The 16,985-nt window shown below is 44.8% G+C and carries 9 protein-coding genes and 1 pseudogene; 2 read left to right on the top strand and 8 right to left on the bottom strand.

What is annotated here, in order from left to right:
• Nucleotides 1-3 precede the first annotated feature (3 nt).
• Nucleotides 4-6,249, top strand: a complete 6,246-nt coding sequence (locus F596_RS0108865) for a helicase-related protein (protein ID WP_019036676.1) — start codon at nucleotides 4-6, stop codon at nucleotides 6,247-6,249.
• 104 nt (nucleotides 6,250-6,353) lie between these two features.
• On the opposite strand, the gene F596_RS0108860 is transcribed toward F596_RS0108865, so the two are convergent.
• The 8 genes from F596_RS0108860 to ltrA all read right to left on the bottom strand — a co-directional run bounded on the left by F596_RS0108860 (nucleotide 6,354) and on the right by ltrA (nucleotide 15,348).
• The gene (locus F596_RS0108860) at nucleotides 6,354-7,280 is read right to left on the bottom strand and encodes an Abi family protein (protein WP_007173248.1); all 927 of its coding nucleotides are present in this window, start codon (nucleotides 7,278-7,280) and stop codon (nucleotides 6,354-6,356) included.
• Nucleotides 7,281-7,440: 160 nt separating this feature from the next.
• Complete coding sequence (locus F596_RS0108855; protein ID WP_019036675.1) at nucleotides 7,441-7,749, bottom strand: helix-turn-helix domain-containing protein; 309 nt, start codon at nucleotides 7,747-7,749, stop codon at nucleotides 7,441-7,443.
• Nucleotides 7,737-9,797, bottom strand: coding sequence for a bifunctional DNA primase/helicase (locus F596_RS0108850; protein WP_019036674.1), 2,061 nt, complete (start codon nucleotides 9,795-9,797; stop codon nucleotides 7,737-7,739). The genes F596_RS0108855 and F596_RS0108850 overlap by 13 nt, the downstream gene beginning before the upstream one ends.
• Complete coding sequence (locus F596_RS0108845; RefSeq protein WP_019036673.1) at nucleotides 9,794-10,174, bottom strand: MerR family transcriptional regulator; 381 nt, start codon at nucleotides 10,172-10,174, stop codon at nucleotides 9,794-9,796. Before F596_RS0108845 ends, F596_RS0108850 begins: the two co-directional genes overlap by 4 nt.
• Nucleotides 10,175-10,180: 6 nt before the next feature.
• Nucleotides 10,181-10,516, bottom strand: coding sequence for a helix-turn-helix domain-containing protein (locus F596_RS0108840; RefSeq protein WP_024992793.1), 336 nt, complete (start codon nucleotides 10,514-10,516; stop codon nucleotides 10,181-10,183).
• A 464-nt stretch (nucleotides 10,517-10,980) separates the two neighbouring features.
• Nucleotides 10,981-12,255: a site-specific integrase gene (locus tag F596_RS0108830; RefSeq protein ID WP_019036671.1), complete on the bottom strand. Its 1,275-nt coding sequence runs from the start codon at nucleotides 12,253-12,255 to the stop codon at nucleotides 10,981-10,983.
• Nucleotides 12,256-12,283: 28 nt separating this feature from the next.
• Nucleotides 12,284-13,513, bottom strand: a complete 1,230-nt coding sequence (locus tag F596_RS0108825; protein WP_019036670.1) for a site-specific integrase — start codon at nucleotides 13,511-13,513, stop codon at nucleotides 12,284-12,286.
• 428 nt (nucleotides 13,514-13,941) lie between these two features.
• Nucleotides 13,942-15,348 carry a group II intron reverse transcriptase/maturase gene (gene ltrA / locus F596_RS0108820; protein ID WP_019036669.1) on the bottom strand — a complete coding sequence of 469 codons (1,407 nt, stop codon included), beginning with the start codon at nucleotides 15,346-15,348 and terminating at the stop codon, nucleotides 13,942-13,944.
• A gap of 835 nt (nucleotides 15,349-16,183) precedes the next feature.
• On the opposite strand from ltrA, the pseudogene F596_RS0108815 reads away from it, so the two are divergent.
• Nucleotides 16,184-16,885: pseudogene (locus F596_RS0108815) on the top strand (phage integrase SAM-like domain-containing protein); the annotation flags it as partial.
• Nucleotides 16,886-16,985: the final 100 nt, after the last annotated feature.

The following is a 16,985-nucleotide window of genomic DNA, read 5'->3' as shown; positions in this document are numbered from 1 at the left end:
ACTATGGCATACAATAAGAAAAACGTCCTTGAAGCCAACACAGAAGCCATCCGTGTTGTGCTTCGCTTGGAAAAAGAACGCCGCGAAGCCACCGAAGCAGAGAAAAGTATCTTACGGAACTATCAGGGCTTCGGTGGCTTGAAATGTGTACTCAACCGCACAGATAACCCCGATGATATACGCTATTGGAGCAAGTCAGAGCAGAATCTCTTTGAACCGACACAGCAGCTCAAACAGATGATTTATCGTGAATCCGTAGATGCCAATACCGCCAAACGGTACTGGGAGAGCATCAAGGCAAGCGTGCTAACCTCCTTCTATACCGATACCCGTATCGTGTCTGCTATATCGGACGCACTTGCCTCCACAAACCTGCAGATAAGACGATGTTTAGACCCTTCTATGGGTATGGGTGCCTTTGCTGAGACCTTTGCAAAGCAAGCGGGTGTTGTAGATGCAATGGAAAAGGACCTGCTCACTGCCCGCATCAGCCAAGCCCTGCACCCTTATGGAAAAGACAATATCTTCGTTCAAAACGAGCCTTTTGAAGCCATTGGAGAACTGGAAGACAAGGACAAATACGACCTTGTTACAAGTAACATTCCTTTCGGTGATTTCATGGTCTATGACCGAGAATACAGCAAAGGCAAGGACACTCTCAAACGTGAGTCCACACGTGCCATCCACAATTACTTCTTCGTGAAAGGTCTGGACTGCATCAAGGAAGGTGGCTTACTGGCATTCATCACCTCGCAGGGTGTATTGGACAGTCCCCGCAATGAAGCCATACGCCGTTACCTCATGCAGAACAGTCGCCTTATCTCCGCTCTCCGACTACCATCTGGTATGTTTTCAGACAATGCAGGAACGGACGTAGGCAGTGACCTCATCGTCCTACAGAAGCAGACGAGTAAAGAAATCTGCGAGGGCATTGAGCAGCAGTTCGTAGAAACCGTTTCCGTTCCCAAGGAAGAAGGCTCTTCTGTCGTCTTCAAGCACAACTCTCTTTTTGTAGGAGAATGGAAGGACATTTCTCATCGCACCGTTGCCACAGAGCGCATAATGGATACAGACCCTTATGGAAGACCTGCATGGGAGTATCGGTTCACGGGAGGGATTGAGGAAATGGCAGAAAGTCTCCGAACACAACTCTCTCTTGAAATGGAACAACGTATCGACCGCAAGCTCTATGAAACTGGCATACCGATGACCAAGGAAGAATGGCAGGTGAGGGTTAATGAAATGCTGCAAAAATTAGGAGTTACCGTGCAGGCGGAAGGAAAACCGCAAATGCTGGAAATAAAGGAGGAAGACGATACTGATGCCCATAACCTCATGCCCGACAGTATCAGGAAACAGTTGCCAAAACTTTACAGCACGGAAAAGGAACTCATTGGCGATAAGATAGCCTATGCGCGCTATTTCTTCCCTATGGGAGCATACACAGCCTACCTTCTGGAATATGACCCTAAGAGCCGCATTGGCTTCGGTGCCGTGACAATGGGTTACGGCTGGGAATTTGGCAATATGTCCCTTGATGAGATGGAAGGCGTGAAGGTAAGAGGACTGGGGATTGAACGCGACCTGTACTTCTCTCCTAAGAAATTGCACGAGATAGCCGAACTGGAAGAAATCGTCAGGGGACAATATACCAAAGAAGAAGTAGTAGCAGAGGAAATCAAGGAAGAAGTGGTAACAAAGACAGAAACAGAGAATAAGGTTAAGGAGACTGTAACCATTGCTTCTGAGAACGATACGCAGATAATGGAAAATATCGTTCCTAACGGCGAGACAATTCCATTACAGCCGTCATCATCAAAATCTGACCCACAACAATTCGTATCAGAACAGCCTTCCATGATTATAGAATCTGCTCCCGAAGGCGTACCCGCCTTGACACTTCATCATCAATACGAGCAGGAACCACAGGAAATCCGTACGGATATTGAAGCCCCAAGAGAGATGAACGGACAGACGGTGTTCTTTGACGACGATCATCATCCAGTGGTGGACAACAACATGGAAGACATCGGACAACCGGAGCAACTGTCACTGTTTGCCCCAGAGGAATACAGCCTTTGGACAAGAGAAGTTACCCGTGTGAACAATGAAATCAAGGATAATTTAGGAACTTCACAGGCGCGCCGTCCTGTAGCACAAACTGTTTCCCAAAAGCCAGCGGAGTCCAAGATACAAAAGGCAGCGACCATTCCTCAACGGCGTACCCGTGGCAGCAGGAAAGCGGCTTCTTCCTCTTCACGTGAGCCATCCCTTTTCGACTTCATGAACGAAGCCGAGGAGCGCAAGCCACAGCCGATAGCAGAAGTCAGAAAAGAGTTTGACGCTTCACCGCGCCCTTTTCTCTCTTCGCCAGACTCTCATCTGAGAGACGGCTCCATTGTCGTGCAGAAAGGTCAGATGGGGTTTCTCTCTGACCTGAAGCGACATCCGACCTTCAACCCGATGGACTTGCCGTATGCGCAGCTTTCCCGTCTCAAAGCCTATATCGAGATACGGGAGTGCTATCACCGTCTCTATGACTACGAGGCGGAGAACCATGCAGAAGACAGGGAAGACCGCAGCAGGCTCAACCACCTATATGATGACTATGTTGCACGTTGGGGCTACTTCAATCAGAAGGCGAACACCGACATCATCAAGATGGATGCTACAGGCGTGGAAATGCTGTTCTTGGAACGCTCCGAAAACGGCAGGTACATCAAGGCGGACTTCTTTGACCATCCTACGGCTTTTTCTACCACGGAACTGACCGTTGCCGCAGACCCGATGGAGGCACTGGGGGCATCGCTCAACAAGTACGGCACGGTGGAACTTGACTACATGAGTTCGCTTTTACCTGATATGGAGGAAAACGACATTATTTCTTCCTTGGAAGGTCGCATCTATTTCAATCCCGAAGAGAATGCCTACGAAGTGGCGGACAAGTTCATTTCGGGCAATGTAATAGAAAAGGCGGAGCGCATCGAGTCATGGCTATTGGACCATCCCGAACACGAAGAGGCAAAGCAGAGCCTTGCCGCTTTGCGTGCAGCCACACCTACACCCATTCCCTTTGCAGACCTTGACTTCAATCTCGGCGAACGCTGGATACCTGCCAAAGTCTATGGCAGGTTCGCTTCAGAGTTTTTCGGGACGGATATTGGCGTATCCTATCATTCCAACATGGACGAGTACAGCATTGTCTGCGACCAAAAGAATGCTAATATCTGGCACAAGTATGCCGTACAGGGTGAGTTCCGCCGCTATGACGGCATCAATCTTCTGAAGCACGCCCTGCACAATACCATTCCCGACATCAACAAGAGCAAGGAGGTGGCGGATAAGGTTACGGGAGAAATCAAGACCATCAAGGTGCGTGACGGACACGCCATACAGATGGCAAATGCCAAGATAGAAGAGATACGGCAGGGCTTTGTCGATTGGCTCGGACGAACACCTGACTCCTTTAAGCAACAGCTCGCAGACAGGTACAACCGCCTTTTCAACTGTTTTGTGCGCCCCAACTTCGACGGCACGCACCAGACGTTTCCCGACCTTGACCTCAAACGATTGGGTATTGATGACCTTTACAAGAGCCAGAAGGATGCCGTGTGGATGCTCAAAACCAACGGTGGCGGAATCTGCGACCATGAGGTGGGAGCAGGCAAGACGCTCATTATGTGTACGGCAGCCTACGAGATGAAACGATTGGGACTGGCAAACAAACCGATGATTATCGGGCTGAAGGCAAACGTATTCGATATTGCCGACACCTTTAGGAAAGCTTATCCCAATGCTAAGGTACTCTATCCAGGCAAGAATGATTTCAACAAGCAGAACCGCCAACGTATTTTCAACGACATCAAGAACAACGACTGGGACTGTATTATCTTGACGCATGAACAGTTCGGCATGATACCGCAAGCATTGGAGATACAGGAGGCTATTATGCAAAAGGAACTTGACTCCGTGGAAGAGAATCTCGAAGTCTTGCGACAACAAGGAAGAGACATCTCCCGTGGGATGCTCAAAGGATTGGAGAAGCGCAAACAGACCCTTGAAGCCAAGTTGCAGAATATACAGGACAGCATCGCCGAGCGTAAAGACGATGCCGTAGATTTCAAGATGATGGGTATCGACCATTTGTTCGTGGATGAGAGCCACCAATTCAAGAACCTGATGTTCAACACCCGTCACGACAGGGTTTCGGGCTTGGGCAATCCGGACGGCTCACAGCGAGCCTTGAATATGCTCTTTGCCATACGCACCATACAGGAGAGGTCCGGCAAGGACTTAGGAGCCACTTTCCTTTCAGGAACAACCATCAGTAATTCTTTGACGGAGTTATATCTGCTCTTTAAATATCTCCGTCCGCAAGCACTCGAAAAGCAGGGCATCAACAGTTTCGACGCATGGGCTGCGGTCTTTGCCAAGAAATCAACTGACTACGAGTTCTCCATCACAAACGACATCATTCAGAAAGAGCGGTTTAGGACATTCATTAAGGTGCCTGAACTGGCTGCGTTCTATGCGGAGATTTGCGATTTTCGCACTGCCAAGGACATCGGTATCGACCGACCCGAGAAAAACGAGATATTGCACAACATACCGCCCACGCCAGAGCAGGAAGAATTTATCGGCAAACTGATGGAGTTCGCCAAGACAGGCAATGCCACACTCTTGGGACGTGCACCACTGAGTGAGAGTGAGGAAAAGGCAAAGATGCTCATTGCGACTGACTACGCCAGAAAGATGAGCTTAGATTTACGCATGATAGATGAAAATGGGTACTCAGACCATATAGACAACAAGGCAAGCCATTGTGCGAAACTCTTGAATGACTATTACCAAAAGTTCGATGCACAGAAAGGTACGCAGTTTGTTTTCTCTGACTTGGGTACTTACAAGCCCGGCGGAGATTTCAATATCTATTCGGAAATCAAGAGAAAGCTGGTGGAGGACTATCATATTCCGGCATACGAGATACGTTTCATTCAGGAATGCAAGAACGAAAAGGCAAAGAAGGCGATGGTCGATGCGATGAACCGAGGGGACATCCGTATTATCTTCGGCTCTACCTCCATGTTGGGAACTGGAGTCAATGCCCAGCAACGGGCTGTGGCTATCCATCATTTGGACACGCCCTGGCGACCATCAGACTTAGAGCAACGCAATGGACGAGCCGTGCGCAAGGGAAATCTTATCGCCAAAGAGTTTGCGGACAACAAGGTCGATGTGATTATCTACGCTGTAGAACGTTCTTTGGACAGTTATAAGTTCAACCTGCTGCATAACAAGCAGCTGTTCATTAATCAGCTAAAGACAAATACGCTTGGTAGTCGTACCATCGATGAGGGTTCAATGGACGAGGACAGCGGCATGAACTTCTCCGAATATGTAGCGGTGCTTTCTGGTAATACCGATCTTTTGGAGAAAGCCAGATTGGATAAGAAGATTACCACCTTGGAATCAGAACGTAAGAACTTTCTTCGTGAGCGTGATGCAGCGACGGGGAAATTGGCGGAGATTGAGAGTTCCGTATCTTTCCATTCCGACAAGATTAAGGAGGCTAAGGCGGACTTGACTCTCTTTGAGCAGCGTGTGGAGCGTGACAAGGAAGGGCTGCCCGTCAATAAACTGACAATCAAAGGCGTAGAGGACAGCACCGACATAAAGGTCATTGCCGCCCGTCTGCATGAAATAGAGGAAAAGGCTCGTACCAAGAGCGAGTACAACAAGATTGGCGAGGTTTATGGCTTTTCCATCATGGTCAAGACGGAGAGCACTTCCAAGGACTTGTTCGACTGCTCGGTGAACCGCTTCTTTGTCAAGGGACAGGAAAGCATCTACTATACCTATAATAACGGTAAGTTAGCGGCAGACCCGAAACTTGCTTGCGAGAACTTCGTAAATGCCTTAGAGCGTATCCCTAAGGTGATAGAGTCGCATGAGAAGGAAATGGCAAAGGTTGCAGCCAATAAAGACGTTTACACCAACATTGCCAATAGTTCATGGAAGAGGGAGGACGAACTGCGTGTGCTCAAGGGGCAGTCGGCAGAGTTGGACAGAAAGATTGCGCTTACGCTTGCACCGCCAGAGGAGGAAAAAGAAGAGACGGAGAAAGTAAACCAAGGAGAGAATTTGTCTAACAACAATCACTCAGCTGGAGTAAAGAACGAGAGTTATCCTACTCATGACAAGGAAGAAGACAATCGTTCACAAAACTTCAGACCCAAATGGAGACACTAAACGCATGTTTATTATCCAATGGAAGCAAAAATGTCTTACTTTCATTTTTTTTAGTAGACATAAATAAAGTACGGGAATATTGCAATTGAAATTCCCGTACAAAATTATTGCCAGATAGATTCCCTATTCCAATGGTCTGGAAAACCTATCTTATAAATAGGAATGTCCGGATTTTTCTCTATCAGTGAGATTGTCTTTCTCTTATATGTATCTCCAGCATTGATAGCATTGCACAAGTATAACATGGAAGTAATGATTAGAAATGGCTTCTTTTTAGAGAATTCCGAAAGAGGATGTTGCAGCCAAATGCCTCTTGGATTACTAATATCCATTGGACGTTTTACCATATTTCGACTCCATACTCTTGAATGATGGGCGACAATATTTCTCAAATAGGAGATGGCTTCAAGCCAGCTTGAGAGTTCTGTATGCATATTAAGTCCGAATTCATTGGCAATTCTTGCCTTTTCCGGTAACTGATGATTAAGATTCTTATATATCTTTGAAAGTGTTCCAAAAGTCGCAACTTCAAAAATAATCCATGCGTCAGGCTGTTGGGTAAGAGATATACATTTTCTGTCCTCCCACACTCCATATTTGCATTTGTAGTCTTTTATGAAAATCTCACTGCTACGCATAAACTCGCCCATCAGATCATGTATATGTTGCTGTTGGAGCTCTTCATTGTTGAAAAGTCCCTTATCCATATAGTACAGCCCACCGTATGATTGTGAAAGATGATAAATCATCTTCGTCCGCAACGCAATCTCTATGGCTTCAATGGCATCGAACAAGATAAGACGCAACTCCTTATCAAAGAAATATCGTGCGATAACGTCCTTAAAATTGGCGTCATTCTTGAATATATGCCGTTCTTTGTCTGTTTGCATATCCCACCAATACCCCTTCAAACGGTAGTAGCTGATATGACTTAAATGAAGATGGGCAAACTCCTCATCTTCTATAATCATGCCTCTATGCTTCAGTAAATCGATTTGTTCCTGAATGGAACGTGATTCTTTATTCGCCATAGTATCTATAAAAAAATGACTCGCCAGCAGATCTTACGGTATGCCAAGCGAGTACTGTTATCTTTGAGTGTGGAAATCCACAACTAACTTTCTGATTGCAAAGGTAAGTATTTTTTTTGTTTCAGCAAAATAATTGCAGATATTTTTTAAGTGATAAAAATTACCAATCATCTCGCTTCCGTACCATTTTATCTATCTCTTCCCGAAGAAAAAGTAACCTACCATTGGCTTTAAGATAGGGAATTTTTCCTGCCCACACCCAATTATAGATGGTCTTTTGTTCTACTTTGAGTATCTTGGATACATCTATGATATCCAGATATTCCGGTTTCAGGGGAGGATGGACAGTTGTATCAACAGATTGCTCTTGCAGGACAAGCAGACGGTCGAGTTTGTCCTCGACATTCATGAGCTTATCGAACAGGCGTTTTTGCCAAGTGTCTTCTGCATTATAGTTTATGTACGGCATAATTCTCCTTTTTGATAGTTGCCATTGATATCCTGTGCCAAGATATGCTGTTCTTTCATGTAGGCGATGTACTTCTTTGCGGTTCTATCCTTTATTTCCATTTCTCGCATAAGAACATCACAAAGTTCCTGATAGGTGAGTTTGAAAGAATTTCGGAAAGCTTCTCTTATAACGCCAACGAGTTCATCGGTCTTGCGCTTTTCCTTGTCCTCCTTGGACTTCTCACCACGATAGACGTGCATATCCTCCGCCTTGTCCCATCCAAAAAGCATCATCGGCACATCCAATGGGCTGCCGTCACGGACTTTCAGAGCTTTCACCACAGAGTATTCAGGATTATCATCTTTCTCTATGGAAAGAATTCCCGCCGCCTTGCGTTGAAGTTCGGAGCCAATATGCCCACGGAGTTTGATACCATTCGGCACGAAATGCAGTACGCAGATGATGCAGGTGTTGTAAATCCCTGCCAAGCGGTAAAGCTCATCCACGATGGCAATACTTTCCGTTTCATCGTTGGCGGAACGTATCAAGTCAGCTATGCCGTCAATCACCACAAGATGGATGCCCCCATGCTTGTGATGAAACAGGTCCATACTCTCACGGATAAGTTTCAATCGGTCTTTACGGGAAAGCGAAGCAAGATACAGAGAATGATAATATTCAGGTACTGCTGTCAGAGAAGCCCTGCGTAATGTCTTGCCCAAATTCTTGTGGAGTTGTGCCTCGGACTGTTCCGTGTCATAGTGTAGGACCGCCAAGCCTTTGGGATTGGGAGTAATCTCTAATCCCAAGGTCTTCTCTATCGGCAATCGTTTTTCTCCCAACGCTCCGGCAAGGATGGCACCCACATAGTTGCTCTTGCCTGTCCCCTCACCTCCAGTAATGCAGAACAGGTTATCCTGTGTGCCGAGTGGCACACCGTTTACTGCTACTACTGATTTGGAAATGTCCGGTGGATTCTCATAATCAATCTCACAGGAACGTAACATCATCATGGTTTGGCTATATAGATCTGAGAACATCTTGGCAAGCAGATCTTTCAGTTCCTTTGCCCCGTTGCCTAAGGCAAAGAAATCAGAAATGTCTTTTTCAGACTTCGTACCACTTAGCGGAAGTGAAAGGTTCAAGACCTTGTATTCCACCAGATGTTCAGACTGTTTATGTGCCTCCCGTACACCTGTTTCATCCGCATCATATAATAGTATTATATGCCTAAAACGAAGCTGAAGGCTCTCAATGATACTTGTCGGTATCTGTGCGGTTTCACTGTTGAAGCAAATTGCATTGAAGCCGTGTGCATACAATGAGAGTACATCCTTTTCTCCACCTGTAATGAAAAGCATATCTCCTTTGGCAGGAATCTGCTCCATTCCGAAGCAATACGTGGCAGGCATCCGTCCACCATAAAGAAAGCGGATTTTTGGACTGTGAGGTCGGTATATCTTTACATAGCCGTTTCCGATATAGGCAAATATAGGTTCCGTAGGTGAGCTATAAAGTTCAAACTTCTTGCCTTCGGTAGATACACTTTCATAGCGTTTAAGACTCCGTACACGAAAGCGACGGAGTGTATCCTCATGGATGCCATAATGTGCCCAATAGTTCAGTAGCCCATCGTCAAATGGCTGTATCTCAAAACTATATGGACGTTCTTCCGTCCACTTGTTTATATCAGCCTTAGGAGTGGGAACAATAGTTTTTTTATATGCTGACGTGATATGGCTGCTATGCTTTTCACCATCACATAAAGAATACAATCCAAGTTCTTGTACAATCGTTTCCAATACTTCGGGAAAACTTGTTTTCAGGTTCAAATTACGGAGGGTTGCCACAAACCAGAAGCAATCCCCTGAATAGGTGGTATCTCCATGATCATAAAATTTGTAAGAAGAAGTTTTCCTGTCGTAGTAGATATGGCAGGAAGTCCGCCTATCGTCATAGAAAGGGCTTCGGAAGTTGCGATGAAGGTTTACCTCAAAGCCAAGGAAATGTGAAAACACATTCAAACCTCCTTGTGTAAGTAAAAGAATCTGTTCCTTTTCTATCATAGTTGTCGGTTTTTAGGATTAATACATGAACTCATGATGAGATTGTCCTTGAAACGGTTGAGCCGACCAAGAATCTCGTCGTTTCTCATACCTGATACGCGGAGCCGGTTACACTTCGTGGCTATCACGATAGACTTGAAGAAGTAGCGTACATCGCCACCCTCCGTGTAGCGATACCGTACCAACTGCTTCTTGCGCCAGCGGTAAAGGGTGGACTCTGAAACATTCAGAGTCCCGATAAGGTCCTTCGTGGTCATCTCCAGCTCGTCATCTATATCTTGGATAAGATGAGAAGTGCGCTCAACATACTGCTCTATTCGGTTGAGCCTGTCTATCAGTTCCTGATAGGCTTGGCTTTCTACTGCTATTATTTCCATCAGCCTTTATAATTTGGTTTGTAAGATAATGTGCTGCGGTCCCAATTCCTTGGCGAGATCCATTATCTTTCCATAAGTCTCTTCGTCAAACACGTCTATGCCCAGTCGGATAAATGGGGGTGGTATTTCTCTTCTTCTCCTTGCAATAGATGCAAGCAGATCACTCTCATCCATTTCCAAAACTTTGGCATAACTGCAAATTTGTACTATACTCATGGATACGGATCCTGTTTCCCATCTTGAGATGGTACTTGAGCTAACTTTCAGTTTTTCAGCGATATACTCCTGTGAGTATCCTTCATGCTCTCGCTTTTCCTTTAGGGTTTTGTGCAACTGTTTCATATGTATAAAGTTACAAAGACACCTAAATTTGAGCAACCCGCCACATTCAAATGTTTGCATCCCATGCAAGGTGGCTTGCATTAGGTGCAGATGAATATGATGAGCGATGTCAACATGGGATGATTTAATTGGTTTGTTTTCTAGAATTCATAAACGAAAATACATTGTAATAACAATCATTCCAGAACAAAATCAAATAATTTTGAGAAAATCCCTCCAGTGCAAGGTGCAAGTCCCCTTATATATAGGGGCTTGCACCTTGCACTGGAAAGTGTAGCAGTAAAATATCTAAATCTTTATGGTACAAAGATTTGGAGGTTAGTACAATTTTATATACTTTTGTACCCAAGAAAAGAGAGCAGTTGTGCTTTCAACAGGTAGTCAGAATGGTAGTCATCAAGCGGTCAAAATACTGCTACAAAAATGCTACACTACCGATTTGTCAAAATTGATAGAACATTTAATTACAACGAGTTAGCTGAGTTTGGTTCATAAACCTCTCTCTCCATAGTTTCTTTATCTTTTGCCGATTGTTTGGCTATAAGCCTGTCCATATCCTTTGAAATCTTGCAGTCCATTACCTGCGCATAAATCTGCGTACTTGCAATTGATGCGTGTCCCATCATCTTGGCAATGCTCTCAATGGGAATACCTGCACTTAGGCACATCGTTCCGAAGGTATGTCTTGCCATATGATAGGACAGGCGTTGCTTGATATCGCAAGCCTTACCTACGATGCTTAACTGTTTAGCCAACACATTTCTGCTGCAACAGGATTGAAAGATAAGACGATTATCCATATCCGTGTTATTGTCTTCTTCTTTCATCGTCTGTATCTTTCTCTGCTGTTCGATAATCGTCTTGGCAATAGGGTGTAACGGCACAATAAACTCCACTTTGGTCTTCTGACGCTCCTTTCTTATATACATCTGCCCGTCCGCTGCACTCTTGATATGCCCAAACTTTAAGCGTTCCATATCCGCAATGGCTAAACCTGTGAAGCAGGAGAAGATGAACATCCGTCTGGCAAGCTCGGCATCACTATCACATATCTTCATAGCCATCAGTTTTTTCACATCACTCTTACTAAGAAAACGGATAGCCTTTTCCACCTTTTCATATTCTGCATGCTCAAATGGGTTATAGCGAATGATGCGCTGACTTACCGCACGGAACATCAAACGGCTCAGCCAACAGAGATTGGTATTGACAGTCGATGCTTTCAGCCCACGCTTTTTCAGGAAGAAACGGTATTCCTCGAACAAACTCTCCGTAATGGTGGCGGTAGATATGTCTTGTACTCCTTTGTTTTCGATAAATTCTCGGAGATTTTTATCAGAATAGTAAAGGTTCAGATAAGTCCCCTCTGCCCTTGACTTTCCAACGCTTTCCTTGACGGCTTGCAGTTCCGCCTTGCTCATTGCAAGGAGCGTGGTGGGGTTAGTGGCAATGCCTTGCAAATTGTTCTTGATAAGTTCCACACTTACCACTCCTTCCCTCGTCAGTATGTCCCGATAGGTTTTCTCTACCAATTCCCTGAACTCGCTGATTCTTTGATTGGTCTTCCTGTCAGTCGTCAACCCCTGTTTGCTGTTCCACCCGGAGGGATTGCACTCTTCACCTGTGGTAATGGCTGTGCTCTTTCCATCGATGGTGATACGGCAGAGAATGGCGGTATTGCCGTCTGTCTTAGTTTTCTGTCTGTTGATATAGAACAGTATCTTGAATGTACTTCTCATAATGATTTTAATTTTAATATGTCTATTGCTAAATACTCATCTGCATATCCTCCGTGAAAGAAAGAAAACGATTAAACTCCTCAAAGAGTTTTTGGGGTGTAACCTTTGCATAACGCTCGGTCATACTTACGTTGCTATGTCCGAGCATCTTGCTCACAGTTTCAATCGGAACTCCTTGTTCAAGCGTGATGAGCGTAGCAAAGGTGTGTCTTGCCGTATGCGTGGTAAAGGGAAACGGGATACCAGCACGAAGCCGCAGGGCTTTCAAACAGGTCTGATAGTTCTTGTACTTGATATAGGGGAGCAATGTTTCCCTTTCATTGCTGTGGAGCTTCTCCATCAGCCTTATGGCTTGGGGCAGCAGTTTGATACGGCATAGTACACCTGTCTTGTGGCGGTTGAACTTTAACCATAAACTTCCCTCGTCATCACGGAAAAGATGCTTCTTGCCAAGTCCCATCAAATCACAATAAGCAGCACCTGTATAACAGGCAAAGAGGAAAATATCCCTTGCCGTTTCCATTTCCTCCTCCAAGTCCTCAAATTGAAGAGTCTTTAACTTCTCAAATGCTCTTCTGTCAAGTGCTTTGGGGAGTTTCTTGTTACCCTTGTTGATTTTGACTTTGTCGAAAAGTAGTACATCTGCCAACCCCTCACGGTAAGCCAGCCTGCATACCGTTTTCAAATGGGTGGCGACATTGTAGAATGAGCTTTCTTGAAATCCACACTCCCCTAAGAAGTACTGCTGAAACTCATGGATGAAGTTCTCTGTCAGTTGTGAGAAAGCTAAGTCAGAAACCTTATACTTCTTTTGGATGAACTCCTGCAAGTGGATTCTCGTGGAGTGATAGCTTGCCATTGACTCTTTTCTGAGGTCTATACCGATATGACTTTCTTTCTCTTTTATGAGCATATCAAGCCTTTCGATGAGCATGCACCGTGTCTGCACACTGCCTTGAAACAGTTCCTTCACATCGGTTGCGTCAAATGGGCAACCTCTTGCAAGCAAAGACTGATAGGCTGACTGAATGGACAGCAGCAAGTTCTCCAAACTGCCATTCACTTCCACCGCCTCACGACTTTTTCCGTCCATTCTGCTCTCACGTGGATTCCACAAGTCAGGATTGCAGGAGAGCTTGCAACTGAACTGTGCAATGGAACGCCCAATGGTTATCCGTCCCATAATCGGTGCTTTACCCGACTTGTCCAGACCGCTCTTTTTGAGGTAGAGCAACACCTTCATTTTTTCTGTTTTCATACGCTTTGATGTTTTGTGGCAAAATTACCAATTTCAAAGCGTTCCTCTCTTATGCAGAAAACTGCCAACCGCAGCAACAGCCACACGAGCGAAAATAATTCAGTTACCGAACATTGCTCCATCGTTACCTATGACGAATTCGGGTAACGCTCTGGTAACTGAACTTCTGCCTAAATCTGCATATTATAACTCTTTTTGAAAAGAGCACTTCTATGCAAATTATTCCGTTTTCTGCTCATTATCAGTCAGTTTACACCAACTTCGATATTTCTTCATTTTCAAGGATTAGTTGCTCATGGTTATATATTTTTTAGCAAAACAAAGATAATCGAGTAGGAGGTAAACACTAATCATAGGTGTTTATTTCCTACTTTCGTGTTCACCGACCTCTCACACCACCGTACATGCGGTTCCGCATACGGCGGTTCCTATTTTGGGTGCCATTCGAGATACGACCCCATTAAAGTTGCATACCCAGCTGAGCGTAGTCTATTGTTATCTATCGCCCTTGTTAATATAGGACTATCAGCTATTCGCCAATAACCCTTGCGAGTATTACCCCATTCGTATGCTTTGTATTGATTGATACCACATCTAATGAGGTTTACCACTTTTGTCCTGACTTTCTTCCAAGCCTTCCATATACACATGCGTATTCTACGTCTTAACCATTCGTCTGTTTCAAGCAAGAAACGTTTCATATTGGCAAGGTGATAATAACCGACCCAACCTTGTATGTATTCTTTCAGTTTTTGCTTTCTCTTGGCGTATCCCCATCCATTACTGCGACTTGTCAATTCTTTTAGCTTTGACTTCATCTTGGCTTTGGACTTAGAATGCACCGTGAGTTGGCATTTACCTTTCATCACATAAAAGGAGTAGCCGAGGTATTTCATTCCTCGCACATACGACACTACGGTCTTTTCCTTGTTGACTTTGAGATATAGAGTATTCTCTATAAATCGGGTTATAGACTCCTTCACTCGCATTGCAGCCCTTTTGGACTTACAGAATATCATCGAGTCATCGGCATAGCGTACAAAGGGAAGCCCTCTGCGTTCGAGTTCTTTGTCCAATTCGTTGAGCATGATGTTACTCAACAACGGACTTAGCGGTCCTCCTTGGGGAGTTCCTTCTTCGCTCGCTTCAAACAATCCTTTGTTCATTACACCGCTTCGAAGATACTTGTGTATAAGACTGACCACTCTGCCGTCTTTTATCGTACGGCTGAGAATTTCTATGAGTTTACTATGGCTCACAGTGTCGAAGAAACGTTCGAGGTCAAGGTCAACTACATAAATGTAGCCTTCGTTGATTATCCTCTGCGCTCCACGAAGTGCGTCATGGCAGCCTCTTCTCGGACGGAAGCCGTAGCTTGTCTCGGAGAATTGGTTCTCATAAATAGGAGTCAGTACTTGGTTAATGGCTTGTTGCACCAAACGGTCTACTACTGTAGGTATGCCCAAAAGGCGCATCTTGCCGTTGTCTTTGGGTATCTCTACCCTCTTGACTGGGTTCGGACGATAAGAACCGTCAATCAAGGAACAGATGAGCACATCCTTATTGGTTAAGAGCCATGGGAGCAGCTGCTCACACCACATCTTGTCAATACCACCACATCCCTTGTTTCTCATAACAGCCTTGTAGGCTCGGTTGAGATTTACAGGGCTAAGGATTTGCTCAAGAAGGTGTTCCTTGTCAAATGGTACTTCCACGATGTTGTCTTCACACATCCACATGAAGGTCTGCACTCCCCCATACCATTCGGTTTCCGACCTATCTCTTTGGGGACAGCCATTAACTTGGGATAATGTTTTCTGCATTCTTTCCTTCATAAGGTATGTTTCAATTACTATCGCTTAATATATAGGTTCAGCCCTTCATGGAGCGTTATCGAGTACTCCACTACTATGGCGTCTGCTGACTTCTCACGGCAAGCTTTACTCCGCTTCTTTCGTAAAAAAACTATTTGAAACGTCCGTGAGACCTCCTCGGATAAGAACATTATCTTTCCATCTTATACCTACTTCATTTTTTCGCTAAGCTCAAGGAAACTCCACCAACCATTCCGAATAGCTATCGGGCTTTGGTTTGTAGTGCAACCTTGCCCATGGTTATATGCCTTGTATGAAGTTTCTGTTCGTTAGGTCAGATGTTTGCCGACAGCTTCCTCCAGATTTCACCTCACGATGAACACCCTTGCTCTTGGCTATGTAATTCCCGCTATTAGGGATTACTCGGGACTTCCACCCGTTAGAAAATGCTCATGCCGAGCGTACAATCAAAAGGACTGACACTTCGTGAAAAGTGTCAGCCCTAATTTATTTTGTTTGAAAAAGTTTTACCGGACAGCAATATTTTTTAATAAGGACAACTGCAAGAAAAAGGTGGATTTATGTAGATTGATGGTAAGTGGTTGAGAATATGAGAGAAACACGTTTTTTTGCCGTGAACTGCTTTGGCATGGAAAGTGCAGAAAACGTGGATTTGTGCAGAAGATGCGTTACCAAATCGTTATCCAAATACAAGCAAACGATGACAGGTAACAGAAAGCAATAAGCACAATGGTAACGGCATCTGTCATTACGGTGTTTATGCGCTGAATCACAATGTTTTGCATACCTGAAAACGCTTCAAAACTGGGTAACTTTGCCCATAAAATAGAAGCGTATGCAGAAAGACAAAATGAAGGTGTTGCTCTACCTCAAAAAGAGCGGTTTGGATAAGTCGGGACAAGCTCCAATTATGGGGCGAATAACCTACAATCGCACGATGGCTCAGTTTAGCAGTAAACTCTCTTGTAATCCTAAGTTGTGGAATACTCGAGAGAGCCGCCTAAACGGCAAAAGTCGTGAAGCAGTAACTACCAATGCAAAGTTGGAGCAGTTGCTCCTTTCCGTACAGAGAGCGTATCAAACTCTATGTGATAGAGGAATTGAGTTTTCTGCCAAAGAGATCAAGGAGCAGTTTCAAGGCTCAATGCAGAACCGCACTACGTTCTTACAGCGATACGACCAAATGGTGGAAGAAGAGAAGAAACTTGTCGGGGTGGAGATTTCGAAACGCTGGCACTCGGTCTACTATATGATCAAGAAGCACCTGCAAGTCTTTATCCAAGAGCGATACCACACAAACGACATTACTTTTGGGCAATTAACCGAGGACTTCTTGGACGGCTTGCATCAATATAGTGTCGGTAGACATGGTCATTCTCAGAGTTACTATCGCAAGATGACTTTGGCTGTAAAGAAGGTATGCCGTTTGGCTTTTCGTGAAGGACTGATTGACCGCCCTCTCTTTGATCTTGTCAAAATAGACCGAGGAGAGAGCAAACTACCGAGAGCATTGGATTGGTCTTCTTTAGAGAAGATTTTGAATTATTGCTGTCCGGTAAAACTCAAAAGAGCATAAATATCTTCCCCGAAGCCCAGTAAAATTGGACTTCGGGGTTTATTTTTTCAAAAGTAAGCCC

This window comes from Prevotella amnii DSM 23384 = JCM 14753 (genome assembly GCF_000378745.1).
Classification (GTDB): domain Bacteria; phylum Bacteroidota; class Bacteroidia; order Bacteroidales; family Bacteroidaceae; genus Prevotella; species Prevotella amnii.
This window is presented reverse-complemented; position numbering and strand designations above follow the sequence as displayed.

Excerpts from the sequence above, each read along its gene's own strand:
- F596_RS0108850 (WP_019036674.1), bottom strand. The coding sequence starts at position 9,797 with ATGATAGAAAAGGAACAGATTCTTTTACTTACACAAGGAGGTTTGAAT.
- F596_RS0108860 (WP_007173248.1), bottom strand. The coding sequence starts at position 7,280 with ATGGCGAATAAAGAATCACGTTCCATTCAGGAACAAATCGATTTACTG.
- F596_RS0108855 (WP_019036675.1), bottom strand. The coding sequence starts at position 7,749 with ATGCCGTACATAAACTATAATGCAGAAGACACTTGGCAAAAACGCCTG.
- F596_RS0108840 (WP_024992793.1), bottom strand. The coding sequence starts at position 10,516 with ATGAAACAGTTGCACAAAACCCTAAAGGAAAAGCGAGAGCATGAAGGA.
- F596_RS0108830 (WP_019036671.1), bottom strand. The coding sequence starts at position 12,255 with ATGAGAAGTACATTCAAGATACTGTTCTATATCAACAGACAGAAAACT.
- F596_RS0108825 (WP_019036670.1), bottom strand. The coding sequence starts at position 13,513 with ATGAAAACAGAAAAAATGAAGGTGTTGCTCTACCTCAAAAAGAGCGGT.
- F596_RS0108865 (WP_019036676.1), top strand. The coding sequence starts at position 4 with ATGGCATACAATAAGAAAAACGTCCTTGAAGCCAACACAGAAGCCATC.
- ltrA (WP_019036669.1), bottom strand. The coding sequence starts at position 15,348 with ATGAAGGAAAGAATGCAGAAAACATTATCCCAAGTTAATGGCTGTCCC.
- F596_RS0108845 (WP_019036673.1), bottom strand. The coding sequence starts at position 10,174 with ATGGAAATAATAGCAGTAGAAAGCCAAGCCTATCAGGAACTGATAGAC.